This is a genomic window from Bradyrhizobium sp. CIR48 (genome assembly GCF_014198315.1).
Classification (GTDB): Bacteria; Pseudomonadota; Alphaproteobacteria; order Rhizobiales; family Xanthobacteraceae; genus Bradyrhizobium.
Genome location: NZ_JACIHG010000001.1, coordinates 873,645 through 897,607 on the forward strand (window position 1 = coordinate 873,645; position 23,963 = coordinate 897,607).

23 protein-coding genes are annotated in these 23,963 nt (G+C 64.2%); 12 read left to right on the forward strand and 11 right to left on the reverse strand.

The window, feature by feature from the left end; all coding sequences use genetic code 11:
• Positions 1-257: 257 nt before the first annotated feature.
• Positions 258-785, forward strand: coding sequence for a hypothetical protein (locus tag GGD66_RS04285; RefSeq protein ID WP_177237172.1), 528 nt, complete (start codon positions 258-260; stop codon positions 783-785).
• Positions 786-849: 64 nt separating this feature from the next.
• Here GGD66_RS04285 and GGD66_RS04290 read toward each other — a convergent pair whose 3' ends face one another.
• A complete protein-coding gene (locus GGD66_RS04290; RefSeq protein ID WP_183257148.1) occupies positions 850-1,347 on the reverse strand; it encodes a DUF1993 family protein in 498 nt (165 codons plus the stop codon).
• Positions 1,348-1,473: 126 nt separating this feature from the next.
• Between GGD66_RS04290 and GGD66_RS04295 the strand changes: the two genes are divergently transcribed.
• From GGD66_RS04295 to GGD66_RS04325, 7 genes are all read left to right on the forward strand, one after another.
• The gene (locus GGD66_RS04295; protein ID WP_092258061.1) at positions 1,474-2,253 is read left to right on the forward strand and encodes a transporter substrate-binding domain-containing protein; all 780 of its coding nucleotides are present in this window, start codon (positions 1,474-1,476) and stop codon (positions 2,251-2,253) included.
• Between the two features lie 14 nt (positions 2,254-2,267).
• The gene (locus GGD66_RS04300; RefSeq protein ID WP_183256952.1) at positions 2,268-2,756 is read left to right on the forward strand and encodes a hypothetical protein; all 489 of its coding nucleotides are present in this window, start codon (positions 2,268-2,270) and stop codon (positions 2,754-2,756) included.
• 198 nt (positions 2,757-2,954) lie between these two features.
• A complete protein-coding gene (locus GGD66_RS04305; protein ID WP_183256953.1) occupies positions 2,955-3,818 on the forward strand; it encodes a DUF2147 domain-containing protein in 864 nt (287 codons plus the stop codon).
• 462 nt (positions 3,819-4,280) lie between these two features.
• Entirely contained in the window at positions 4,281-7,073 is a 2,793-nt protein-coding gene (locus GGD66_RS04310; RefSeq protein ID WP_183256954.1) for a PAS domain-containing protein, read from the forward strand.
• Positions 7,070-8,647, forward strand: coding sequence for a CHAT domain-containing protein (locus GGD66_RS04315; protein ID WP_092258052.1), 1,578 nt, complete (start codon positions 7,070-7,072; stop codon positions 8,645-8,647). The genes GGD66_RS04310 and GGD66_RS04315 overlap by 4 nt, the downstream gene beginning before the upstream one ends.
• Before the next feature lie 34 nt (positions 8,648-8,681).
• Positions 8,682-9,920 carry a hypothetical protein gene (locus GGD66_RS04320; protein ID WP_183256955.1) on the forward strand — a complete coding sequence of 413 codons (1,239 nt, stop codon included), beginning with the start codon at positions 8,682-8,684 and terminating at the stop codon, positions 9,918-9,920.
• 157 nt (positions 9,921-10,077) lie between these two features.
• Entirely contained in the window at positions 10,078-10,434 is a 357-nt protein-coding gene (locus GGD66_RS04325) for a hypothetical protein (RefSeq protein WP_179736696.1), read from the forward strand.
• An 86-nt stretch (positions 10,435-10,520) separates the two neighbouring features.
• On the opposite strand, the gene GGD66_RS04330 is transcribed toward GGD66_RS04325, so the two are convergent.
• Both GGD66_RS04330 and GGD66_RS04335 read right to left on the reverse strand, forming a co-directional pair.
• A complete protein-coding gene (locus GGD66_RS04330; RefSeq protein WP_018317994.1) occupies positions 10,521-10,925 on the reverse strand; it encodes a cupin domain-containing protein in 405 nt (134 codons plus the stop codon).
• Between the two features lie 15 nt (positions 10,926-10,940).
• Positions 10,941-11,639 (reverse strand): ribonuclease activity regulator RraA, encoded by a 699-nt coding sequence (locus tag GGD66_RS04335; protein ID WP_018317993.1) that lies wholly within the window; start codon positions 11,637-11,639, stop codon positions 10,941-10,943.
• A gap of 258 nt (positions 11,640-11,897) precedes the next feature.
• On the opposite strand from GGD66_RS04335, the gene pxpB reads away from it, so the two are divergent.
• The 3 genes from pxpB to GGD66_RS04350 are packed head-to-tail and all read left to right on the forward strand — an operon-like array spanning position 11,898 to position 14,467.
• Complete coding sequence (gene pxpB / locus GGD66_RS04340; RefSeq protein ID WP_183256956.1) at positions 11,898-12,629, forward strand: 5-oxoprolinase subunit PxpB; 732 nt, start codon at positions 11,898-11,900, stop codon at positions 12,627-12,629.
• The gene (locus tag GGD66_RS04345; RefSeq protein WP_183256957.1) at positions 12,626-13,663 is read left to right on the forward strand and encodes a biotin-dependent carboxyltransferase family protein; all 1,038 of its coding nucleotides are present in this window, start codon (positions 12,626-12,628) and stop codon (positions 13,661-13,663) included. Before pxpB ends, GGD66_RS04345 begins: the two co-directional genes overlap by 4 nt.
• A gap of 33 nt (positions 13,664-13,696) precedes the next feature.
• Entirely contained in the window at positions 13,697-14,467 is a 771-nt protein-coding gene (locus GGD66_RS04350; protein ID WP_018317990.1) for a LamB/YcsF family protein, read from the forward strand.
• Positions 14,468-14,594: 127 nt separating this feature from the next.
• Here GGD66_RS04350 and GGD66_RS04355 read toward each other — a convergent pair whose 3' ends face one another.
• From GGD66_RS04355 to GGD66_RS04375, 5 genes are all read right to left on the reverse strand, one after another.
• A complete protein-coding gene (locus GGD66_RS04355) occupies positions 14,595-14,747 on the reverse strand; it encodes a hypothetical protein (RefSeq protein ID WP_165637618.1) in 153 nt (50 codons plus the stop codon).
• Positions 14,748-14,952: 205 nt separating this feature from the next.
• A complete protein-coding gene (locus GGD66_RS04360; RefSeq protein WP_183256958.1) occupies positions 14,953-16,566 on the reverse strand; it encodes a sulfite reductase subunit alpha in 1,614 nt (537 codons plus the stop codon).
• A complete protein-coding gene (locus tag GGD66_RS04365) occupies positions 16,563-18,350 on the reverse strand; it encodes a NirA family protein (RefSeq protein ID WP_183256959.1) in 1,788 nt (595 codons plus the stop codon). The genes GGD66_RS04360 and GGD66_RS04365 overlap by 4 nt, the downstream gene beginning before the upstream one ends.
• A 337-nt stretch (positions 18,351-18,687) precedes the next feature.
• Positions 18,688-19,851 carry a CmpA/NrtA family ABC transporter substrate-binding protein gene (locus tag GGD66_RS04370; protein ID WP_183256960.1) on the reverse strand — a complete coding sequence of 388 codons (1,164 nt, stop codon included), beginning with the start codon at positions 19,849-19,851 and terminating at the stop codon, positions 18,688-18,690.
• Entirely contained in the window at positions 19,848-20,438 is a 591-nt protein-coding gene (locus GGD66_RS04375) for an ANTAR domain-containing response regulator (RefSeq protein WP_008564898.1), read from the reverse strand. The genes GGD66_RS04370 and GGD66_RS04375 overlap by 4 nt, the downstream gene beginning before the upstream one ends.
• A gap of 111 nt (positions 20,439-20,549) precedes the next feature.
• Between GGD66_RS04375 and rimO the strand changes: the two genes are divergently transcribed.
• A complete protein-coding gene (rimO, locus tag GGD66_RS04380) occupies positions 20,550-21,875 on the forward strand; it encodes a 30S ribosomal protein S12 methylthiotransferase RimO (RefSeq protein WP_183234312.1) in 1,326 nt (441 codons plus the stop codon).
• Between the two features lie 139 nt (positions 21,876-22,014).
• Here rimO and GGD66_RS04385 read toward each other — a convergent pair whose 3' ends face one another.
• From GGD66_RS04385 to GGD66_RS04395, 3 genes are all read right to left on the reverse strand, one after another.
• Positions 22,015-22,434 carry a carboxymuconolactone decarboxylase family protein gene (locus tag GGD66_RS04385; protein WP_183257149.1) on the reverse strand — a complete coding sequence of 140 codons (420 nt, stop codon included), beginning with the start codon at positions 22,432-22,434 and terminating at the stop codon, positions 22,015-22,017.
• The gene (locus GGD66_RS04390; RefSeq protein ID WP_091963536.1) at positions 22,367-22,798 is read right to left on the reverse strand and encodes a MerR family transcriptional regulator; all 432 of its coding nucleotides are present in this window, start codon (positions 22,796-22,798) and stop codon (positions 22,367-22,369) included. The genes GGD66_RS04385 and GGD66_RS04390 overlap by 68 nt, the downstream gene beginning before the upstream one ends.
• 178 nt (positions 22,799-22,976) lie before the next feature.
• A complete protein-coding gene (locus GGD66_RS04395; RefSeq protein WP_026201947.1) occupies positions 22,977-23,924 on the reverse strand; it encodes a hypothetical protein in 948 nt (315 codons plus the stop codon).
• Between the last annotated feature and the right edge of the window lie 39 nt (positions 23,925-23,963).

The window sequence follows — 23,963 nt, forward strand, 5'->3', positions numbered from 1 at the left end:
AGCCGAAAGCGGATGGACAAAGCGCGATGAATCGTCATCGCGCTTTAGTTATTGTTTGAGCATGATCTTTTCGGAAAACCGCTGCGCACTTTTCCGGATCATGCTTGGTCCACCCGCCTTCGGAAGGCCAGAATGCGTCCCATTTTGGTGCAGATCGAGCCCCAACTCAGCCTTAATCAAGCGCGCGTAATGGTGACGGAAGCGCGGCGGCAGCGGGACAGGACTAGCCGGCCGTGCCGAGCTGGAGGATCAACCCCTTGTCAGAGATCGACCCGACCGACCACGCGCTGGCAACCATCGCCAGCATCCTGGAGCACCCCGAGCCCGTCCTCGTCATTCGCAAGACCGAGACGGAGATCGTGGTTGCCGGAGAGCGCGAGCACGTGGACCCCGACGAGCATCAGGTCGTCGATGAGTATTCGGCTGTCGACGAGCATCCGTCGGTCGACGAGCATCAGTCAGTCGACGAGCATCCAATGGTCGAAGAGCAGCCGCTGGTGCCGGAGCACACCGACGCCGATGGCTATAGCAAGGTCGGCCCCGGCCCGATGGTCACGATCCGGCTGAAATGGACGGTCCATCGCGGCGATGACGGCCAGTATTACGTCCACGAGACCATCGGCGAACAGTCCACGCCCGTGGTCAGCGGCCCCATGACGAGTGAGGCCGCGGTGCATTTCGTCGACGTCCAGCAGGACGAGGCGAACAGGCGCTTCGAGCAGCTGCGCAGCGAGATCGCCGGCCGCAGCTCGCTCGCCGACTACGAGCGCAAGGGCGAATCCTAGCGCTCCGACCCCAGGTCTCCGTGCACCTCTCCCGAAGGGAGAGGTGCACACCGAGCCTCGGCAACTACTTCCTTCCCAAATAATCCTTCTTCACCAGCTCGACACCTGCATGGCGCAGCAGGTCGTAGGCGGTCGTGACGTGAAAGAAGAACTGCGGGACACTGAACGTCAGCAGCAGCGCTCGCCCGGTGAAGGGCAGCTCGGTCCCGTTCTTCAGCCTGAAGAAGACATTCCGTTCCGCCGCCGCATCGATCTCCGCACGCGGCAGGCTTTCGATGAACTCGATCGAGGTTGCGATCCGCGCCTGAAGTCCGGCCATATCGTGCTCCAGCGCCGGCAGCGTCACCGGCTCGAGCTCCGCCAGCAAGGCCGGGGCGACCACGGCATGCCGGCAGGCCTCGCCGACCTGCTGGGCCAGATCGTACATGTTCGGGGCCAGCCGCATCCCGAGCAGAACGGCCGGATTGAACTTGCGGGCCTCCGCATACGCCACGCCCTTGTCGAGCAGTCCCGACAGGTTGCGCAAATGCGGGACGAAGAGGCCGACAGAGGCCTCGTACATCGAGATCGTCACGTCCAGATTCCCTTCAATTCCATCTCGCCAGCGACTGGCATCTGGTCTAAATCCACCCCTCAAGAGCTGCACAATGACAGCTCGCGCAGGGGTGGAAAAGACATGATCGTTCGGATGGCTGTTCGAATCTTGGCGGCCGCGGCCGTGGCGTTGCTGGCAAACCTTTCGGCCCACGCGCAGCAGGCGCCCTCGCGCCTCGACGAGATCGTCAAGCGCGGCACCTTGCGCGTCGGCATGACCGGCGACTACAAGCCCTTCACCTATCTGGACAAGGCGACGCAAAAATTCAGCGGCTTCGACGTCGACATGGCGGAGGCGCTCGGCAAGGCGCTCGGGGTCAAGGTCGAGTTCGTTCCGACTGCCTGGCCGAAGCTGATGAAGGATTTCGAGGCCGACCAGTTCGACATCGCCATGGGCGGCGTATCGGTCACGTTCGACCGGCAGAAGAAGGGCTTCTTCTCGACGCCGATCATGCGCGAAGGCAAGACGCCGATCGCGCGCTGCGCCGACGTCGGCAAGTACCAGACGCTCCCTGATATCGACAAGAAGGGCACCCGCGTGATCGTCAATCCCGGCGGCACCAACGAGCGCTTTGCGCGTGCCAACATCAAGGACGCCGAGATCACCGTCTTCTCCGACAATACCGTGATCTTCGACGAGATCGCCAAGGGCAACGCCGATCTGATGATGACGGACGCCTCCGAGACGCGCTACCAGCAGAAGCAGCACGCTGGCGTGCTCTGCGCGGTGCATCCCGAAAAGCCGTTCGACTTCTCCGAGAAGGCCTATTGGCTCCAGCGCGACATGGCGCTGAAGGCCTTCGTCGACCAATGGCTGCATATCTCGATGGAAGACGGCAGCTACAAGAAGATCTATGCAGCGTGGTTCGACTAGCAATGCGACGGGAATTGGCAATCGCAATCGCGCTCGGGATCGGCGGGGTCCACGGTGCGGTCGCGAAGACGAAGTTCACGCCCGCGACAGGGCCGGCCTGCAAGGACGAGTCGACAAATGAACTCGGCCTGTGGACCTGCCCGGGTCCGGCCGGTTACGTGGTGAGCTTTGCCGACGAAGGCAACATCGTATCGGTCACGATTGCGCCTCGGAGCGCAATCGTGAAGGTGTCGGGGCCGACCGCGCAATGGCGCGGCGCCGGAAAGTCGTTCGGCGAAAAGGTGCAATGGATCATGCGAGCCGGCGTGCCAAGGGCCGCGGTGATCCGCACCTGGCGACAGGTCGGCGAGGATGAGAAGGAGCTCCAGGAGCTCTCCGTGTTCGCGATCGATGGCACAAAGGCCTGCCTCGTTGGTTCGGTCGATGTTCATGCCGATAAGGCGAACGACGCAGCGCTTGCCCGCGCCCACCAGGCCGCCAATGCGGGTTGTCCGCGGAGGTAGACGCGGCGCGCTGAATTCGCCGCTCAGGCGCGCCAAATTGGAGCGGGGCCGCCCTGCCCAACTCCGGGCAGAGTTCGGCGTTATTGAACCAAGGTCGGCACGCGCACGACTTATACCGAGGACAGTGATCTGGATCACTTTTGAAGAACGAACCGAGGCGTAAGCGTCGGTCCGGGACTATCTGCTCAGGAGATGGAAATGAGGAAGCTGTTGGCCGCGGCCGCATTCCTGTTGGCGAGTACAGCTGCTCAAGCACAGTACACTTTCGAATATGGCGGACGCACCATCCGGATCGATCCGGACCGCGGCACGGTGCAGATTCCCGGCGTGTACGACAACACCGGCCAGGCCAAGGCCAAGAAGGCCAAGAAGAACGACCAGGCGCCGCAGCAGGCCACGGTCGATCCGCAGGCACCAGCCGCTCCAGCTCCCGCTCCCACCGCCCCGCCCGCAGCCGTGCAGGCGCCCGCGGCTGCTGCGGCCGTGGCGCCGCCTCCTGCGCCACCACCGCCGGCGCCTCCGCCGACCACGACCGCCACCAACGCGCCGGCTGATACGGCCGTGCTGCCGCCGCCTGCGCCGCCCCCGGCCCCTACGCCCGCTGAGCAGCAGGCAGCGCCCACCGTGGCGCCACCGCCCGCTCCGACCGTCGCTACTGCGCCATCGGCGCCGCCTCCGCCGCCCGCTCCGGCGCCTGCCGCCGCTCCCGTCCAGGCGGCCGCAGCCACGCCGGCCCCGGCAGCCGCGGCCACACGCGACCTCAGTTCGCCGCTCGGCGTCTGGCTCACCGAGGAAAAGGAAGGCAAGGTCCGCATCGAGCAATGCGGCAGCAATCTCTGCGGCTACTCGGTTGATTCCAAATCGAACCAGAATGGCGAGCAGGTTCTGATCAACATGAAGCCCAGCAAGGACCAGAAATGGTCCGGCCGCATCCTCGATCCGAACTCCGGCTCGACCTACGATTCGACGATCGCGATGAAGGGCACCGACCGCCTGCGCGTGCAGGGCTGCGCCTTCGGCGGCATGTTCTGCGGCGGCCAGACCTGGACGCGGGTGAATTGAGCGGCGCTCGCTGATTGCACGTGAGCCAACCTGGCGCAGGTAGGCTGACGTTTTCGTCACACAGCCTGCAATCTATGATCCGACTGGCCGGGATAGTCGTCGCTATCCCCGCCCATGCGAGCCGGGGCCTCGTGTCGTAGGACCGCTCGATTCAAAATGCCCCCATTGTGAACCATTTCATACTCTGCCCGCCGAAGTTGCTTCTAGTCTGGATTGATCGCCAGACCCTTTGCGACCTGTTTACCGCGCAGTCGGCACCGTTTCGCCGAGATTGAGTAAACTGAAAAAGTCATCTGCCGATCTTCTTTCGGCGCCGATAGTTGCGTAGCGAGCGAGGTTGTTATGGAGGAACTCCGTGCGACGCCATCGCTAGTCTCAGGTGACTGGGGCCCCGGCTTGTTGATGTCGGAGGAAAGCATACGACGCCATGTGATCGGCGCGCTCCGAAGTCGGCAGACAAGTTTGACGACCGCGCTGCAGCCACTGGTCAACGAGCAAGCGCGGATGCTGGTTTCGGAGTTCGGTTTCGACGCTCAGACCGTCGGCAAAATCCTGCAATCGCAAAATACCATGCTGAGCGTATTGTCGGATCGGTATGACGCGCTCGATGAAGCCGCACATTACAGCGAGATTCCTTTCGTCGAACTGGCGAACGACGGCCGCATCGTCTATTCGAATGCGGCATTCGACAAGCTCATTCCCGGCAGGCGCGGCGCTGCTTTCTCCGGATTGTTCGGACCCCGTGCAGCCGATGTGTGCATGGCCCTCCGGGCAAATCACAACACGAGTTTGCGCGCAGACATCCAGACCGACGAAACGGTTCGTCAGGTCAGAGTCGAGATTGGCCCGTTGCGCGACGAGGATGGAAAGCCGGGCAATTACGCCCTCCTGCTTGACCAGAGCGCTGAACAGAGCCGCCTCGATGCCTTGCAGGATGGCGTGCTCCGCACCGACTTGACAGGCAAGATCCGGTTCGCGAACGAGCGCGCGGTGCAGGTTCTGGGCTTCTCGGAACCGGAACTCAAAGAGATGTCGCTCTCCATCGTATTCGGACCCGAGGACGAGGGAGCGACGGACCCGTTCGCCGAATGGATCACCAAGCAGACGGGCTTCTCGAGCTTCGTCAGGCTCCGCCCGAAAGACGGTCGTTCCGTTCTGGCAAGGGTTAGCGGAACGCCCTACATGGAAGCACCGAACAGCTCGGCCGGGTTATTGGTGCTGTTCGCTCCTCTTGCCGAAGATCGCGCCCGTCGTGAGCTCAAGACGATTCTAGCCGAGCACGATGATCCGCAAGAGATCATCGAGGCAACGCTTCAGGCCATCGGCAAAGTCATCCCGTTCGAAATGAGCACGTTCGGGGTCTACAACGATCTCAGCGATTATTGGCGAGCGGTCACCGTCTTTCCCAGACCCAGCTGGGAGTGGAGCACGCGTTGGTTCAAGGTGCCGCCCGGCGTGATCGATTGGCTCGAGCAGGGCAAGACGTGGGACAACAATTTGGCCGCGTTCGTCGAGCGCCTCAATCCGGAGGAAATGGACAACCCGGTGAGCAAGGCCATCATCGCCGACGAATTCGAGTCGATGATCGTATTGCCGATCCGCAAAGCCGGAGGCCGGTTTGGAAGCTCTCTGGCTCTGCTGTCCCGCAAGCACAAATACACGGCCTCGGACCTGCGCACGCTGCAAAATCTCGGCGTCGAGGAGATTTTGCAGGCCGCAGACGCCGCCATGGAACACGCCCAGGCGCGCGCCTTGCGCAAACTCAAGGACGATTTGAACAAGGCAGCGAGCGCACGCGCCATCGCCGAGCTGCTGGCCACAGGCACCACGAAATGCCTGGGCTGGGAGTATGTCGGCGTGTTCCGGGTCGATCGCCGCCGCAGCAAGTTCGTGCTGGTCGCCGAGCACGTCAAGAACGACCGAAACCTGCTCGTGAAAGCTCCTGACCGCAGGGCCGAGTACACCCAGGAGCTGTCCAGCGGCATGCTCGGCAGCTGCCTGGCCAAGGGGAACATTCTGGTTGTTCCAGACATCGGCGATACCGAGCGGAACTACGGCTTCATCAAAACCGCACCCGATCAGCGATCCGCCATGACCGTCCCCCTGTTCGTGAATGGCAAGATCGAACTGATCCTGGACATGGAATCATCGGAGTTCAACGCGTTCCGTGGGCCTGATCAGGACGCGGCAAGTGGCCTCGCCGCCGACTGCGAACAGATCTTTGCGGCTCGCTGGCACGAAGCGATCGAGCACGCGCTCATGGATAGAATCGAGCAGGCGGCCGTCATCGTGGACGCCGTTGGGACGATCTGCCACATGAATGGAGCAGCCGAGAACATCTTCGGCCAGGCGCGTGACAAGAAGCTCTCGTCATTTGGCGCCCGGAGCGAAGATTCCGTGCAACTGTCGGAATGCGGGATCCAGCACCGTCTTCACATCCACCTGACGATCGGCGACGCACCGCGCACCGAGCTGACGACTCTCGCAAATCGCGAGCCGTTGAATGACGATTATGGTCATCAACTCTGGCTGTTTACCAGCCTTGCGGACCAAAGCCGGGAGAGCGACTGGGGATATCTGGAAGAGACCGTCACGGCCGTTGCACGCGAGACCCGCGCCCCACTGTTGATGGCCGACGGCCTGCTGCGCGGCGCCGCATCGCTCCTGAGCAAACCAGAGCTCATGAGAAATTGCGCCGAGCTGCTCGAGCAGGCCGCCAACCACCTGCTGAGGGCCGACCTGACTTTCGAACGTCTGTCCGATCGTCTGACCGTTCAGCAGACGCCGCAGGAGGCGCCCGAGAAATTCGACGTATTGGAAGTGCTTTATCACGAGGTCGAAGGCCTTCCCGTCGAGGATCGTGCCGCGATCGACCTCGTCGACCAGATTGCGATGCGTCATCCGGTGTTGGTCAAGGGATGGACGAAGAGGTTGAGCTTTGCATTTCGCTCCGCCCTCAGCTCTCTGCTGTTGTTGCGCATCACGCCGAACGACAGGTTGACCGTGACGATCGCGGAACGGCCGCCGCATCGCCTCTCGGTGTCCATGCGCCTGCCCGCGACGATTACCGACGCTCTGGCACCGTCGGCGGCGGACCCGATCGAGCAGAGCCAGCACCGAGCACGGCAGATGGCCAGCGTCGCGGTCGAGGCTATTCGCAAGGCTGCCGAACAGCACGACGGCGATCTGATCGAGCTGGACGGCGCGGGATTCGAGTTCAACCTGCCATTGTGCGCGCAGGAGGCACCGGTATGACAGCAAAGATTGCCATAGCCACCGCCGAACCAAGCATGTTCGAAACCCTGCGGGGACATCTGCTCGCGGCCGGAGTGGCCCTGGAGGACTTGTACGACAAGCCTCTGATGACCCCGGACCAGACCAGCGAGTGGCTCATCGCGAATGAGACTGAATTGCTCGTGCTCGACGCCCGGTTGCCGACTGACCCCAGCGCCGTATTCGACACACGCACGACCCTTGGCGCAAAGCACGTGCTCAACACCGTGGTCCTGGCCCAGGACCCCCACACCTCCGTGCTGGTCATCGCACCTTCGTTCGGAACCTGCGCGGACCTGGAGGAAGAGTGCCGAGCAGCAGGCAATGCGTTGATCCTGCCGATGGACGCGCTGCAGCTGCACCGGCATCGGATCTTGCGCCCGTTCATTGCGATGCTCACCGGGCATCCCGACGAGACGGATGCGATTCCGGGCGCGTTCCGCGTGATCGAGATCGAAATCCATAGCGCCAAGGTGGAATGCCGGCTCGGAACGGGTGAAGACGGTTCTCCTATGCTTCGCTGGAACACCATCAGCGATCTCGATGACCTCAAATCTGCCGCTCAGACTTATGCGCGCGATGAGATGCCGCTGAACAACTGGCTCGGCCAAACGCGGGACATCGGAACACGCTTGTTCAAGAGCTTCGTTGTCAAAGCGATCGGCGAACATCTGTTCTCGCAGATCGAGAAGTCCGCGGGCGGGCTGGTGGGACTGTCGTTTCGGTTCGTCATCAGCGATGCCGGCTTTTATCCGGTGCCCTTCGAGGCGAGTGTACGTTATCTCTCGGAGGAAAATGGGCCATTCGTGCTGCTCTATGCGCCGATCGTCCGGCGCATTCCATCCTTTGTCCGCGGAAGGGCCAGTGAGCGGGCGCGGATCAAACCGGGCGCAAAATTGATGTTCGTTCGTTCTCAGATCGGCGAACATCCCGATCTGAAGCTCGACAGCGCGATCTGCGATGGCAAGAAATTCGACAAGCTTGGCAATATCGATACCGAACTGAAGCACGTGACAGAGCTGGGTGCCGCGGGCTGTTTCGATTTGAAGGTCGTCAACTTGTCGGACGCCCCTCCGGGCGAGGCCGCCCCCTATCTGCTGAAGCAGCTCGACGCATTCCGGCCGACCATTCTCCACTACGCCGGTCACGCCTGGAGCGATGGCCAGAAAACCGCAACCCTCGTCCTTCCCGGACTGCAACCGCAGCAAGCGGTCGGCCTGAAGCTCGACAGGGTGGCGGCATCCGACGGGCTTTCAACGACAACACTGGTCTACCTCTCGGCCTGCCGTGGCATCTCGAAGGGCTGCGTTCAGCAACTGGTGATGAACGGAATCCCCTACGCCTTGGGCTTCCGATGGAATGTCGAGGACGAACGCGCGCCGCAGTTCGCCAGAGAGTTCTATGACGAACTCCACAAGACGCGGTCCGTTTGCGTCGCGTTCCGCAAAGCCTGTCGCGCATCGTGGGAAAGCCTGAACTACGACGAAGAAAGTCCGATCTGGCTCTCACCGATCTTGCTGGCGCAGTCGACCGATTGGGCAGCTCGCTGCCAGTGAGCAACCACTGAGCTGCTTGGAGTGGAAGGATGTCATGACAGTCTGGGCCACACTCAAGAACGTCGTGGAACACTGGGCGAGCCGCGAGTTGCGGCGCCCCTATGTCGGTTACGTCGCGTCGAGCGGTGGCAACGCGATGACCGCGGGACAGACCTTCCAGCCCGAAGCGAGCTATTTCGGCGTGCGCATGGTCGAAATGGGCTTGCGCGAGGGCGGCAAGTTTTTCAGCTCGTTCCTTCCGCTCGGCGTCGTGCTCACCGAGTTCAGCTTCGGCGACGGACGTCAGCGCCGACCCACGATCCTGAGCAATGATGAGATCGCAGCTCAGCTGAAGGCCGCCGGTGCCGCTCCGGGGTATGTCGACTTCAAGAATATCTACGCCGTCAGGCGCGCGCCCATGAAGCAGGACAATTTGTCCCTGTTCGTCGGGCTGTTCCGCCTTCCGTTTCACGACGTCGCGCAACAGGTCCTGCAACTGGCGGCCGACCTGACCACACAGACCGGGCTCGCGCCGGGCGTTTCCGACGGGTTGCGCGTGGCTGAAAAGATCTACGACCGGGTCGCGGGCCTGTTCGGACTCAACATCGTCACGCCCTTGTTCTCCTATGCCGACGGCAATGCGCTCGCCCGCAGCGGCTATCTCCTGGTTGCCGGCCCCGACCTGGACGAAGCGGTTGCCAAGCGACTGGTGGTGACGGACGACAAATTGCTGCTGGACGGCCAGCGCGTGTCTGGCCTGGACTATTGCCTTCTGGCCATAGAGTTCACGGCCAGCCTGCTGCCCGAGGGACCTGATACGATCAACCCTCTCACGCAGCTCGGATTTCACCGACACTGGCAGGGTGTTGCAAGCAGCATCATGAAGCGGGAGCTGGAGCATGCGGACGAGCAGATGCTGACTCTGCGCTCCGAGGTGATCACTTCGCCTGAGCTCGCCGAAAACGATCGCCTCGTGGCCATCGGCGCCTACCAGACCAGCTACGATAAGCTTGTGGAGCGAGTGACACCCAAGAATGCTCACCGCGGCTGGGAAGAGGCACTCCTGGCCGACCCCAACGACAAGACAATCGCCAAACCGGCCGTGACGGAGCTCCTGAAGGGCATGCAGATCCGCCTGCTTACCGGCATCAAGGACGCCCCTGATGATCCGGACAAGCTTTTTGCGTCCGAGGCGTTCGCATTGCGAAAGACAGTCGGCAAGGCCCCGCTGGTCGATACAAACTCCGCCGTCTCGCTGGCGCGCGTGATCGATCGCACCGCGAAAGCGAGGTGATGGCACTAACGCCCCCGTTCACGGCTCTGCCTGGCTGATGCGGCAGCGCTCCGACACGATCGCGTTGGACCGTCCGACCGCATCCGTGACACCCCTCACATCGGTCCGCCCCATGTCGTGACACGATGCCCCGCAGGTTCAGCCAATGGGGCGTGTCATGCGACGTCTTTGCAAGGGTATCTTTGCCGCGATCTGGGCCGCCGCCCTGCTCTGCGGACAGGCAAATGCAGCATCGACCAGCTTCGACGGCGCCTGGAACGTGCGGATCTCGTCCTCGAGCGAGACCTGCGGCAACGGCGCCACCGTCGCGATCGGTATCAACAATGGGCAGATCGCATCGACCAGCGCCGCGGTGACGGCATCGGGCCGCGTGGCGGACGCCGGCAGCATCAACGTCACCTTGAGCACCGGCATCAAGCGCGCCGTCGGCTTCGGCCGGCTCAGCGGCACCTCGGGCTCCGGCACCTGGCGCGGCGCGCTGTGCACGGGCACCTGGACGGCGGAACGGATGTAGGTTGCCGTGTCCCGGGCGCGGTGCAGCCTAGGCGATGCGAAGCATCGTCCGGTAACGCTGCGCCGCTGATCCGGGACATGTGCGCCTCAGCCCAGCGCCGCGCCGTACTCCGCGTCGGTCACCGGCTCCAGCCAGGTCGAGTAGGTCCCGTCGAGCGCCTCCTGCATGGCGATGTGGCACATGCCGTTGGTCGGCGAAGCGCCGTGCCAGTGCAATTCACCCGGCGGAATCCAGACGGTGTCGCCGGGGCGGATCTCCCTGACGGGACCGCCCTTGGTCTGGACGCGGCCAACGCCGGAGATGACGTAGAGCGTCTGCCCGAGCGGATGGTGATGCCAATTGGTGCGCGCGCCGGGCTCGAAGGCGACGCGCGAGCAGTTCAGCCGTGCCGGCGCGGGCGCCATGATGATGGGGTCTTGCCACACGGTACCGGTGAAGTTTTCCTTGGGCGCGCGGCGGGTCAGCCGCGTGCCGGCAACAGTGATCTCCATGGGGTCCTCGCTTCGTTACTTCTTGCTGGCGGCGTAGCGCGCCTTGGTTTCCGCGTTCATGGGGTAGAGGCCGGGCAGCACCGCGCCGTTGTTCACCTCGTTGACGATCCAGGCCTCCATCCGCTCCTGCTCGACGCCCTCGTTGAGCACGTGCTCGAGCATCGCCTGCGGGATCAGCACGCAGCCGTCCTGGTCGGCGACCACGATGTCGTTCGGAAAAACGGCAACCCCGCCGCAGCCGATCGGCTCGCCCCAGCCGACGAAGGTCAGGCCGGCGACCGAAGGCGGCGCGGCATAGCCGTCGCACCACACCGGCAGATTGGTGCCGAGCACGCCCTCGACGTCACGCACGACGCCGTCGGTGACGAGCGCGGTGACACCGCGCTTCATCATGCGGGCGCAGAGGATGTCGCCGAAGATGCCGGCATCGGTGATGCCCATGGCATCGACCACGGCGATGCAACCCTCGGGCATCGCCTCGATCGCGGTGCGGGTCGAGATCGGCGACGACCAGGATTCCGGCGTCGCCAGATCCTCGCGCGCCGGCACGAAGCGCAGCGTGAAGGCCGGCCCCACCAGACGCGGCAGGCCGGGGCGCAGCGGCCGCGCGCCCCGCATCCACACATTGCGCAGGCCCTTTTTCAGCAGGACCGTGGTGATGGTGGCAGTGGTGATGCCGGCGAGGATCTTGCGGGCTTCGGGGGACAGCGACATGGAAACAGACGAGCTCCGGATGGGCGGGAAAGAACGAGCGCATCTTGCGAGCCGGGCGCTTTGCGTCAAGGGCCAAGAGGCTATCAATAATGCAGGGCCGGTGGGCTGTTATGCGACGCGATAACAAAGCCTTATCGTGGCCTCCTGCATTAATTTATTGGACTTGCGGGCGCATTTACGCGAAGCAGGGGTGAGGCGGAACTCAAGATAGAGCCCGCTCCCGCAAAAGCCCGATTTCGACAGCTCTTCGACAGCTCAATGGCCGCGACGCTCCCCCCGCCCCGCCTTCTGCCCAGTGGCGACAGCGCCGTCACGGTCGAGTTCAGCCGCACCATCGACGACGATGCCAACCAGCGCGTGCTGGCGCTGGACAAGGCGCTCGCAGCAAGCCCCATCGATGGCATCACCGAGACTGTGCCAACCTATCGCTCGCTGCTGGTGCACTACGATCCCGGCAAGATCGGTTTCGATGCGCTGGGCGACCAACTGCTCCCGATCGCTATCCAGCCGCCGCCGCCGGTCACCAAGGCGCGGCGCTGGCGCATTCCCGTCGCCTATGGCGGCGAGCATGGCATCGACCTCGAGGATGTCGCCAAGGCGCTGAGCACCACGCCTGATGACATCGTCGCCCGGCATGCGGGCGGCGACTACAAGGTCGCCATGATCGGCTTCACGCCGGGCTGGTCCTATCTCAGCGGCCTCGACAAATCGCTGCACATGTCGCGGCGGCAAAATCCTCGGCTGCTGACGCCCGCCGGCACGATCTCGATCGGTGGCGTCCAGGCCGGGATCCAGTGCCTCGCCGCCCCGAGCGGCTGGCATCTGCTCGGCCGCACGCCTGTCAGAACCTATCAGCTCCACCGCGATCCGACCTTCCTCACCGAACCCGGTGACCGCGTGACGTTCTTCTCCATCGATCACAAGACCTTCGAGGAGCTGGACCGCGCTGCGGAAGCCGGCGAGATCGTCGCCGAGCAGGTGGACGCATGAGCCGGCTCGTCGTCGCCAGCATCGGCCCGGCTAGCTCCGTGCAGGACGGCGGACGCCACGGCGCACAGCGCTATGGTCTGACGGTCAGCGGCGCCATGGACCGCCTGTCGCTGGCTGCGGCGAACACGCTGGTCGGCAACGAGCCGTTCGCGGCCACTGTAGAGATCGGCCCGTTCGGCGCCGCCTTCACCGCGCGCGATGGCGCCGTGCGTGTTGCAATTTCAGGCGCGCCGCGCAATGCGGACGTCGCCGGGAACCCGGTCGCGATGGACACATCGGTGACGCTGAAGGACGGCGAGACGCTGACGTTGGGCTTTGCCCGCGGCGGCGCGTTCACCTATCTCGCCATCGAAGGCGCCATCAAAGGCGAAATGGTGTTCGGCAGTCTCGCGGTGAATGCCCGCGCCGGCCTCGGCAGCCCCTACCCGCGCCCGCTCCAGGCCGGTGATGAATTTTCGGTCGATGCCGCGAGCGGCGCCCCGGAATTGCGGATCGAGCTGCCAAAGCCCGTGAGCGGTCCGATCCGCGTCGTGCTGGGGCCGCAGGACGACGAGTTCGACGACGCCAACAAGGCGCTGTTCCTGGACAGCGAGTGGAAGATCTCGGCGACCTCCGACCGCATGGGCTACCGGCTCGAAGGACCCGCGATCAAGCATCTGCACGGCCACAACATCGTCTCCGACGGCACGGTCAACGGCAGCATCCAGGTGCCCGGCAACGGCTCGCCGATCGCGCTGATGATGGACCGCGGCACCTCCGGCGGCTATCCGAAGATCGCAACCGTCATCACCGCCGACGTCGGCCGCCTCGCCCAGACCTCGGCGGGAACCGCGTTCCGCTTCAGGGCTGTGAGCATGGCCGAGGCGCAGGACGAGGCGAGGAAATTTGCGCAACTGATCCGCAACCTGCCCGATCGCCTGCGCTCTGCCGACACCGTCGCGCTCAACATCGAGGCGCTCAGCGATGCCAACGTCGCGGGCTATGCTGTGAGCGCCGTGGATGCCGGGACCTGGCAGGTGACGGCGGAGCCATAAACGACACGACGACCAGAGGCGGAGAGGCAACCCATGAAGACAATCGATCTCAATTGCGACCTCGGCGAAGGTTTTGGCGCGTGGGAGATGGGCAACGATCCCGCGATGATCGAGCTCGCAAGCTCGGTCAACGTCGCCTGCGGCTTCCATGCCGGCGATCCCGACATCATGCGCCGGACGGTGGAACTGGCGAAGGCGCGCGGCGTCTCGGTCGGCGCCCATCCCGGATATCGCGACCTGCACGGTTTTGGCCGCCATCCGATCGCGGGCCTGAAGGCGTCCGAGATCGAGAACCTCGTCGCCTACCAGATCGGAGCGCTACAGGCGATCGCGACCGCGGCAGGCCACAAGGTCACGCATGTGAAGGCCCATGGCGCGCTCTCCAACGTCGCCTGCGAGGACGACATGACGGCGAAGGCGATCGCCGCCGGCATCCGGGCGGTCGATCCCAGCCTGATCTTCGTCGTGCTCGCCAATTCCAAGCTGGTGAAGGCCGGCGAAGCCGCCAATCTGCCGATGGTGCACGAGGTGTTCGCCGACCGCGCCTATGAGGACGACGGCAATCTCGTCTCGCGCAAGAAGCCCGGCGCGGTGCTGCACGACGCCAAGGCGATTGCCGACCGCGTGGTGCGCATGGTGCAGGACGGCGCGGTGGTCTCGGTGACGGGCAAGGTCATCAAGATGCGCACCGACACGGTGTGCATTCATGGCGACACGCACGGCGCCGTCGAGATCGCGCGGACCTTGCGTCAGGCGTTGAAGGATGCAGGGATCGAAGTGGCGCCGTTCAAGCGCGGGGCGTGAGGCACATCAGGTGCCGCGGTGCCGTAGGGTGGGCAAAGGCGCATAGCGCCGTGCCCACGATCTCTGTCTGATTGACACAGGCGGTGGGCACCAGCGCTTGCCCACCCTACGAGACCGAGCAGGATCTTTAGAACGGGTGTATCGACAACGTGCCGAACACGATCGCCGCGATCACGGCAAACGCACTGTAGAGCGCGAAATGATGCATGCTCGCCCCGGTCCGACGCGAGAGCGAGCGCGCGTAGAAGTGCAGCCTGGCTTCCGCCGATAGTTCGCGCATGGTCGATCTCCAACGCCCCATTTGCAGGATTATGAGGGATCAACCAGGGCGGGAGGCAAGATGCCGGAGGAAATAGCGATGCGCCTCCTCCGAAGCGGCCGCATCGCAGACGTAAATTCTCTCCAGGTGCAGGTTCCGAGAATCTTATTCGTTCAAATTCGAGCCGGTTGGAACCGGCCCGGATGACAGTAGCGTGACGATCGCCTTAGTACACGTCAGCCTGGAAGCGGCCGGTCTTCTTGAGTTCGGCGACGAAGCTGACAGCTTCGTCGGTCGAACGGGCCCCGAACTGGGCGACGATGTCGACCAGCGCGCGCTCGACGTCCTTGGCCATGCGCTTGGCATCGCCGCAGATGTAGAGATGCGCGCCTTCGGCGAGCCAGGTCCACACCTCGCGGCCGACCTCGCGCATACGGTCCTGCACGTAGAACTTCTTCTCGCCGTCGCGCGACCAGGCCAGCGACATGCGCGTCAGCAGACCCGAGGTCTTCATCGCATTGAGCTCCTCCTGGTAGAAGAAGTCGCAATCGCTGCGCTGATGGCCGAAGAACAGCCAGTTCTTGCCGGGTGCACCGGTGGCCTTGCGATCCAGCAGGAAGGCGCGGAACGGCGCAATGCCGGTGCCGGGACCGATCATGATCACGGGCGTCTTCGGGTCCTGCGGCAGGCCGAAACCGTGCGCCTTCTGCACATAGACCTTGAGATTCTCGCCTTCACCAATGCGCTCGCCGAGGAAGGTCGAGGCGACACCGAGGCGCTTGCGCTTGCCGACGACGTAGCGCACGGAATCGACGGTCAGCGACAGCTTTCCGGGCGTCGCATTGTGCGAGGACGAGATCGAATAGAGCCGCGGCTGCAGCGGCTCGAGCGCCTCGACGAAGGCCTCCGGATGCGGCCGCGTACCCGAAAACTTCTGCAGCGCCGCCATGACGTCGAGCGTGGCGGCATCGCCGTCGGGATCCTCGCCCTGCGCCAGCGCCCGCGCCTTCTCGCGCTGAGCGCCGCCGGTGATGAAGGAGATCAATTCGAACAGCGTGTCGGGTGCCGGCGACAGCGAGACGTCGTCGATCAGCACCTCGCGCAACGTCTTGCCGTTGACCTTGGTGGTATGGGAGGCGCCGAGCAGCGCGATGATCTGGTCGACGAGGCCGACCTCGTTGCGCGCGAACACGCCAAAACTGTCGCCCACGACGTAGTCGAGCTTGCTCTCGGAGAGATCGAACTCGACGTGATAGGTTTCCTTCTCGGACTTGCCCTTGTTGAGCAGACGGCGCGAGAGGAAGGTCGCGGTCACGGGGTTGTCGCGCGAGCGGCCCGGCTCCGCGATCATCACGGTCACGGCCGGCGCGGTCACCGCGTCCGTCTTGTCAGCCGCCTTGGCCGCCGGCGCCTTGTCCAGCTCCTCGTACAGCGACTTCAGCATCCGCGCGGTTTCCTTGCCGCCGGGGACACAGAGGTTGAGCCGTGCTTCGCTGCGGCCCGCGATCGCCTCCGAATAGTCGTGGCAATTGTAACCGCACTGGCCGCAATCCTGCTGCGCCATCGCCGCCATCATCTTGCGGCGGACGGGACGGCCCTCCGCAAGCTTCATCCGGTCGGCGATCGGCATGGTCTGGTCGTGCCAGGGCGCCTCGCCGTCGTCACCGTCGCCGGCTGCGCCTTGCATGACGGCGGCGCCCTGCTCCGCTGACAGCGGCGCGGCGACATCGGGCGAGAGCAACCCGGCAAAGAAGCCGTTCAGCCAGGAGCGCTGCGCGTCGGAGAACGGGGCGCTGGCGGGGATGATATCGAGTTTCGGCGGAGGCGTGATCTGGTTCATGCGGACACCTGTGCATCGGCAAGCTTGCGCAGTGTTTCGCCCTCATGGCGGCGCGCAAAGGACAGGAAGGTTTCGTCGGGTGACGAGCGATGGGCGATATAGGCCTTGAGCAGTCCTTCGACCGTCTTCGGTGCGTCCTCGGCCTTGAGGTCGTGATAGACCTCCTGCCCGACGTCCGCGTCGGGGCCGAACCCGCCACCGGTGAAGAGGTGATAGCCCTCGACCGTGTCGTCCTCGTTCACCGGCACGCGCGCACCGATCAGGCCGATATCGCTGATGTAATGCTGTGCGCATGAATGGTGGCAGCCAGTGACATGGATGTTGACCGGCTTGTCCATGGCGACGCGCGGCTCGCACCAATCACCGATCTCGGCCGCGCTGCGCTTGGTGTTGGACGCCGCGAAACGGCAGCCGGCGTTGCCGGTGCAGGCGATCAGTCCGGCGCGGATGTGCGAAACCTCGACCGCGAGCCCGATCTGCTTGATGGCGGCGACGGCGAGCGCGACGTTCTCGTCGCGCACCCCTGATATCAGCAGGTTCTGCCAGACCGTCAGGCGGATCTCACCGTCGCCGAGGTCGCGCGAGGCCCTGGCAAGACCGCGCATCTGATCGCAGCTGAGCTTGCCGAGCGGCAGCGAGACGCCGATCCAGTTGAGGCCGTCCTGCTTCTGCTTGTGCACGCCGACATGCGCCATGCGGTCCGCCGCGGGCCGAGGCGCGAACGCCTCTTCCGGCACGTGCGTGAACGGCGTCTTCAGCCGTTCCTCGACGAGCTTGAGAAAGCCGTCATGGCCCATGGCGTCGAGCACATATTTCAGCCGCGCCTTGTTGCGGTTGGTGCGATCGCCATGGTCGATGAACACCCGCACGATGGCATCGGCGACGGCCGTCGCCTGCTCCGGCTTGACGATGATGCCGGAATATTTCGCAAAGTCCTTGTGGCCGGTGATGCCGCCGAGGCCGAGGCGGAACCAGATTCCGGGCTCGACGCCAAAGCCGTCCTTCACCTCATACGCCGTGAAGGCGATGTCGTTGGTCTCCTCGAGCACCGCGATCCTGCCGGCACCGTCGAAGGCGACGTTGAACTTGCGCGGCAAGCCGTAGAGCGAGCGATCGTTGAGGATGTGGTAGTGCCATTCGCGCGCATAGGGCCGCGTGTCGATGATTTCCTGCGGATCGATGCCGGCCGTCGGCGTGCCCGTGACGTTGCGGATGTTGTCGGCGCCGGAGCCGCGCGAGCACAGGCCGAGGTCCTGGATACCCTCGATCAGCTTCACGGCATTCTTCGGCGGAATCTCGCGGAGCTGGAGATTGGCGCGCGTCGTGACGTGGCTGTAGGGACCGCAGAGCTCGTCGGCGAGATCGGCAAGGCCCGACATCTGCCAATGCTTCATGATGCCGTTCGGAATCCGCAGGCGGCTCATGTAGGAGTCCTGCGTCGGCGCGACATAGAAGATGCCGTAATAGCGCCAGCGGAAATTGTCCGCCGGGCTCGGCGGCGTGTTGTCGAGCGCTTGCTGGCGCAGCCGCGGATAAGCATCGAAGGGATGCTCGTCGCGCTTGAACTTCTCCTGGTCGGCGAGCTTCTTGCCCGACGCGATGACCTTGTCCTGCGCCTTGATGTGCACGGCATCGGGACCAACAGGCTCGGCGTTCGGCTTGCCGGCGCCGCCTCCGCCGCCGAGACCGCGACCGACCCGGCTGATCTGCAGACCGGTCGTAAAACCTTCGAGATAGCGTTTCTGCTCGTCGGTAAAGTCGACTGCGAGCGTATCGATTTTCATGGTCGGTAACGAAGCTCCTGCGGCCACCTGGGTGGCATCGACGGACATTGGCGCGACCCGCGAGGAACTGGGCTGGCCCTTAAGAGCCGGCTTCGTTTCCCGACGGTCCGATCAGCTTCGTTGCTGCGGGACTCGGCTCAGCAGGCACCTGTGACAAGCTGGCCGCACTGCAACATTCAAGTTGCGTGCCAGCTTGGCCAAAATGGAAAATATCGCTATTTCAGATGATTAGGCGCCACCCCGGGAATTCCCGGACGGCGAGCTTTCACGAAATTCGGGCATCCGGATCAAACTTTAGGCAATGATACTTGCTGCCTAAAAAATACGCAGGCCCGAATCAAGCCTTCCATCGCCCGACCTCGAAGGCCCTAAGATGCCCCTGGATGTCGTCGGGATTGAACACCGGGCCGGCGAATGCCCCGAACGCGGCGAGAGCCTGCTCGGGCGGCCGGCGGCCGAGGGCCGCATCGTAGAGGTCGGGCCTGAAAACGGCCATCGCCGTCTTGACACCCTCCGGACTGAGCGCCGTCTGCCCCCAACGCACCATCTGCGCATAGAGCCAGGCGGCCTGGACCGGATCGGGCCGCCCCGCCTCTTCCCGCCCCACCAGGAGATAGCGGCCGCTTTCGCGGAACGTGCCGTCAGGGGAGATCTTCAGCCGCCCAGTCAGGGTGCGCTGGATCACTTCGGCATCGACGCCGATCCGCTCGGGCTGCGCCAGAATATGCGCCGCCTCAGCCAGGTTCGCGGGCTGCTCGATGAACTCGGCCCCCTTCACCGCCGCGCGCACCAGGCTGGCGACGACGTCCGGATGCGTGTCGGCCCAGACCTGGCGAACCGCCAGCACCTTCTCCGCCGCGCGCACGAGAATGTCGGAGACGAAATGCAGGATGTGACCGATGCCGAGATCGACGGCGATCGAATTCCAGGGCGCACCGACGCAGAACGCATCGACATGGCCGCTCTTGAGGCTGTCGACCATGTAGGGCGGCGGCAGCACCACGAGGCGGACGTCTTCGTCGGGATCGACCCCGGCCGCGGCCATCCAGAACCGCAGCTGATAATTGTGGGTCGAGAACGGGAAGGTCATGCCGAAGGTCAGCGGCTCGGCACCCGCCTTGCGCCGCTTGGCAACCACCTTCGCCAGCGCTTTCGCCGTGGCCATCGGATCGAAGCGGTCGCCGTCGATCTCCTCCATCAGCGCCGCATGGAGCGCCGGCGACACCGTAATCGCGTTGCCGTTGATGCCGAGACTGAAGGGCGCGGCGATCGGCACCTTGACGTGACCGAGCCCGAGCGAGGATGCGATCGCCACGGGCGCGAGCAGATGAGCGGCGTCGAACAGGCCGATATTGAGCTTGTCGCGGACGTTGGACCAGGACACCTCGCGCACGAGCTCGACCTCGAGCCCTTCGGCGGCGGCAAATCCCTTGTCGACGGCGACGATCAGCGCTGCGGCATCGACCAGCGGGATGAACCCGATGCGGAGGGGAACGGTCATTTCAGCATCTCCGACGCGGTGATGATCGACTGCGCGATCTCGCCGATTTTCTTCTTCTCGCGCATGGCGGTGGAGCGCAGCAGCACGTAGGCCTCGTCCTCGGTGAGGCCCTTCACCTTCATCAGGATGCCCTTGGCGCGTTCGATGATCTTGCGGTCCTCGAGCTGCGACTTGGTGCGCTCGAGCTCCTCCTGGAGCTTGGCAAAGGCGTTGAAGCGGGACACGCAGAGGTCGAGGATCGGCTTGATGCGCTCCTTCTTCAGCCCGTCGACGATGTAGGCGGATACCCCCGCCTCGACCGAGGCCTGGATCGAGGCTGAATCGCTCTGGTCGACGAACATGGCGATCGGCCGCTTCACGGCGCGGCTGACCTGGAACATCGCCTCCAGCACGTCGCGGCTGGGGTTCTCGAGATCGATCAGGATGATATCGGGGTCGACCGCATAAATACGGGCAAGCAGGCTCTGCATCTCGCGGATATGGACCACTTGCGTGAATCCAGCCTCCCGCAATCCTTCCTCCAGGATCGCAGCGCGGATCGGGCTTTCGTCGACGATCACGATTTTGGGCGACTGTTCGGCGCTCATAGCTCACTCACGGCAGGTGATTCATCCATAGCACGCCGGAACGCCCTGCAAAGGGTTGTAATTGTGGGCAATTGGGACTAGCTCAGGCCGGTCAATCAGGCAGATTTGGATATGGATCAGACGGCTGCGCCCAAGGTCAGCTTCGTGTCGCTCGGGTGTCCCAAGGCATTGGTGGATTCCGAGCGCATCATCACGCGCCTGCGCGCCGAGGGCTATGAGCTCGCCCGCAAGCACGATGGCGCCGATATCGTCATCGTCAACACCTGCGGCTTCCTCGACAGCGCCAAGCAGGAATCGCTGTCGGCGATCGGCGAGGCCATGGCCGAGAACGGCAAGGTGATCGTCACGGGCTGCATGGGCGCGGAACCCGAGCAGATCGAGCAGGCCTATCCCGGCGTGCTCTCGATCACCGGTCCGCAGCAATACGAGAGCGTGCTCGACGCCGTGCACCGCGCGCTGCCGCCGGCCCACAATCCGCATTTGGACCTGGTGCCGCCGCAGGGCATCAAGCTGACGCCGCGCCACTACGCTTACTTGAAGATCTCCGAAGGCTGCAACAACCGCTGCACCTTCTGCATCATTCCGAAGCTGCGCGGCGACCTCGTCTCGCGTCCGGCCAATGACGTGCTGCGCGAGGCCGAACGCCTGGTCGGCGCCGGCGTCAAGGAGCTGCTGGTGATCTCGCAGGACACCTCGGCCTATGGCGTCGATCTCAAATACGCCGAGAGCCCGTGGAAGGACCGCCAGGTCCGCGCCAGATTCCTCGACCTCGCGCGCGAGCTCGGTGAGCTCGGCGCATGGGTCCGGCTGCAATATGTCTACCCCTACCCGCACGTCGACGAGGTCATCGCGCTGATGAATGAGGGCAAGGTGCTGCCCTATCTCGACATCCCGTTCCAGCATGCGAGCCCCGAGGTGCTGAAGGCGATGAAGCGTCCGGCGGCGCAGGACAAGACGCTGGCGCGGATCAAGCGCTGGCGCGAGGAATGTCCTGATCTTGCCTTGCGCTCGACCTTCATCGTCGGCTTCCCCGGTGAGACCGACGCCGATTTTGCCTATCTGCTCGACTGGCTCGATGAAGCCGAGATCGATCGGCTCGGCTGCTTCAAATACGAGCCGGTTGCGGGCGCGACATCGAACGCGATCGAGAACCCGGTGCCGGAAGAGGTCAAGCAGGAGCGCTACAACGCTCTGATGGCCCGGCAGCAGAAGATCTCCGCGCGCAGGCTGAAGCGCAAGGTCGGCACCCGCCAGCAGATCATCATCGACGAGGTCGGCCCGACGGTGGCCAAGGGCCGCTCCAAGGCCGATGCTCCGGAGATCGACGGCGCGGTGTATCTGACGAGCCGCCGCCCCTTGCGCGTCGGCGAGATCGTCACCGCGAAGATCGAGCGCGCCGACCAGTACGATTTGCACGGCAGCGTCTCGGGGTTCTGAGACTCCAAGACGCCGCCAGCCATTGCGGTCCCCAGCGTTCGCAGGCGAGACCGGCGCGCGCGTCAGCCATTCCACCAGCCCGCGTTCAGGCTGCGTGCGCTGAACTATGGCGATGCACGATACACCGCGCCGACGTTCGTCATGTCGCGTTGCCCGACGGCTCCTGTCCGTGCTGCGCGGCGAACACCTCCTTGGCTGCGAACAGCCCGTTCACTGCCGCCGGGAAGCCCGCATAGACGGCCATCTGCATGATGATCTCCACGATCTCGTCGCGAGAAAGCCCGACGTTCAGCCCCGCCTCGATATGCACTTTGAGCTGAGGCGCGGCATTTCCGAGCGCCGTCAGCGCGGCGATCGTCGCGATCTCTCGATCGCGCAGGCCGAGATCCGGGCGGCAGTAAATGTCGCCGAAGGGAAACTCGATCACGTATCGTGCGAAATCCGGAGCGATGTCGGCGAGTGAGGCGACGACCTTTTCGCCGGCCTTGCCGTCAATGCGTGACAGGGCCCGCTGGCCGCGATCGAAGCGGCTTTCGGCGTGTGTTTGGGCGTGCGTCATTTTCCTTCGTCCTCTGTTCGTCGCCGGCGTAGCCGGCAATCTTGGTATCAAGGACGAGCAGGCATTCCTGGAGTTCGGCAATCTGCGTGCGAACCTGTTCGCGATGGATTTCCAGCATCTGCCGCCGGGCTGGCCCGGTGGCGTCGCCGTCATCACGAAGCGCCGCATAACGCAACATGTCCCGGATTGGCATTCCGGTGGTCTTGAGCCGACCGAGGAACTCGATCCATGTGAGGATCGATGCGTCAAAATCACGTTGACCGGAGCGATCCCGGTCAGCGTATGGAAGCAGCCCGATGCGCTCATAGTAGCGCAGCGTGTGAGTCGACAAGCCGGTTCGTCTTGCAAGGTCGCCGATCTTCATTTTTGCCCGTTCTCGTACTGACGCACGTACAGATACCCCTTCGAGCGCGCTCTAAGTCAAGAGGGATCGAAGGTGCCGTCCCCGCGAGGTCAAGCAAGGGCTAGAACGCACTGATGGCGCGACAGCGGAAGGTCTCGGCGCGCCCGGCTGCACGGCAGCCCCGCGGAATTCCGAAGGTTCAGGAGGTCGCCAGCCATTTCGGCACCCAGCGCTCAGGCCGGGGTGCGCGGGCGAGGTCGGCTTTCGCCTCGGAGAGCAGCGCCGGCTCGCCGTCGATGGTCGGGCGTAGATCGTATTCGAAATTCGGCATGACGCGGCCGTCGGCATAGAGCCCAAAATTCATCGCGTACCACAGGCCAAGCTCGGGCTGGGCGCGGCGCATCTCCTCGCGCAGGTCGCGCAGCAGGGATTCGATCGAGGCGGCTTCCTCGAACGGCTGTGGTCCGTGCGAGAGCACGCGCGCCTCGTATTGCTTGCCGACGATCGCGATCTCGAATCTCGTCCGGTCCCAGGGCTTCTTGCCCTTGGGCAGATGGGCGGCCAGCCGCCAGCCGAGCTCGGCCATCAGGCGGTGATTGGCCCAGTAGTCTTCGCGATCCCGGCTCCATTTTTCCATGAAGCCGCGGAAGTCAGGCAGTTCCGACGAATTGTCGTCGGACGTCGCCGGCTCGCCGAGCGGCCGTCCGGCCAGCCATTGCGCGAGCTCGACCGTCTGCGGCTCGACCTCGTCATGCGGCTTGAGATCGCTCCAGGCATTGTCGAATTGTTGCGACGTCAGTTTGGCGAGCAGGCCGTCGAGGCTCGGCGCCAGCAGCTCGTAGTCGCCCTCCGAGCCCAGTCCCACGATCGGCGGATTGTCGCGGTCGAGACCGGCGCCGTACCAGCCGCCGACGGCCGAGCCGTCCGGCAGCCGCATGAACAGCGAAAACCTGTCCCGCAAGGGGCTGCCGTCGGTGATCGGCGCGTGATCCGAGAACTGGCCCTGCAGCGAGAAGCAGCCGACGCTGCCCCAGGGTCGCCCCTTGAGCCAGGTGGCAAAGTCGACCAGCAGCGGCGGCGCTTCGATACCCGGCGGAAATGCGCCGCGAATGCTGTCGAGGTCGATGGGATAAGGCGTATCGGACAAGGCTGAAAACTGTCTGGTTGGTCCCGTCCCTCTTGGTCT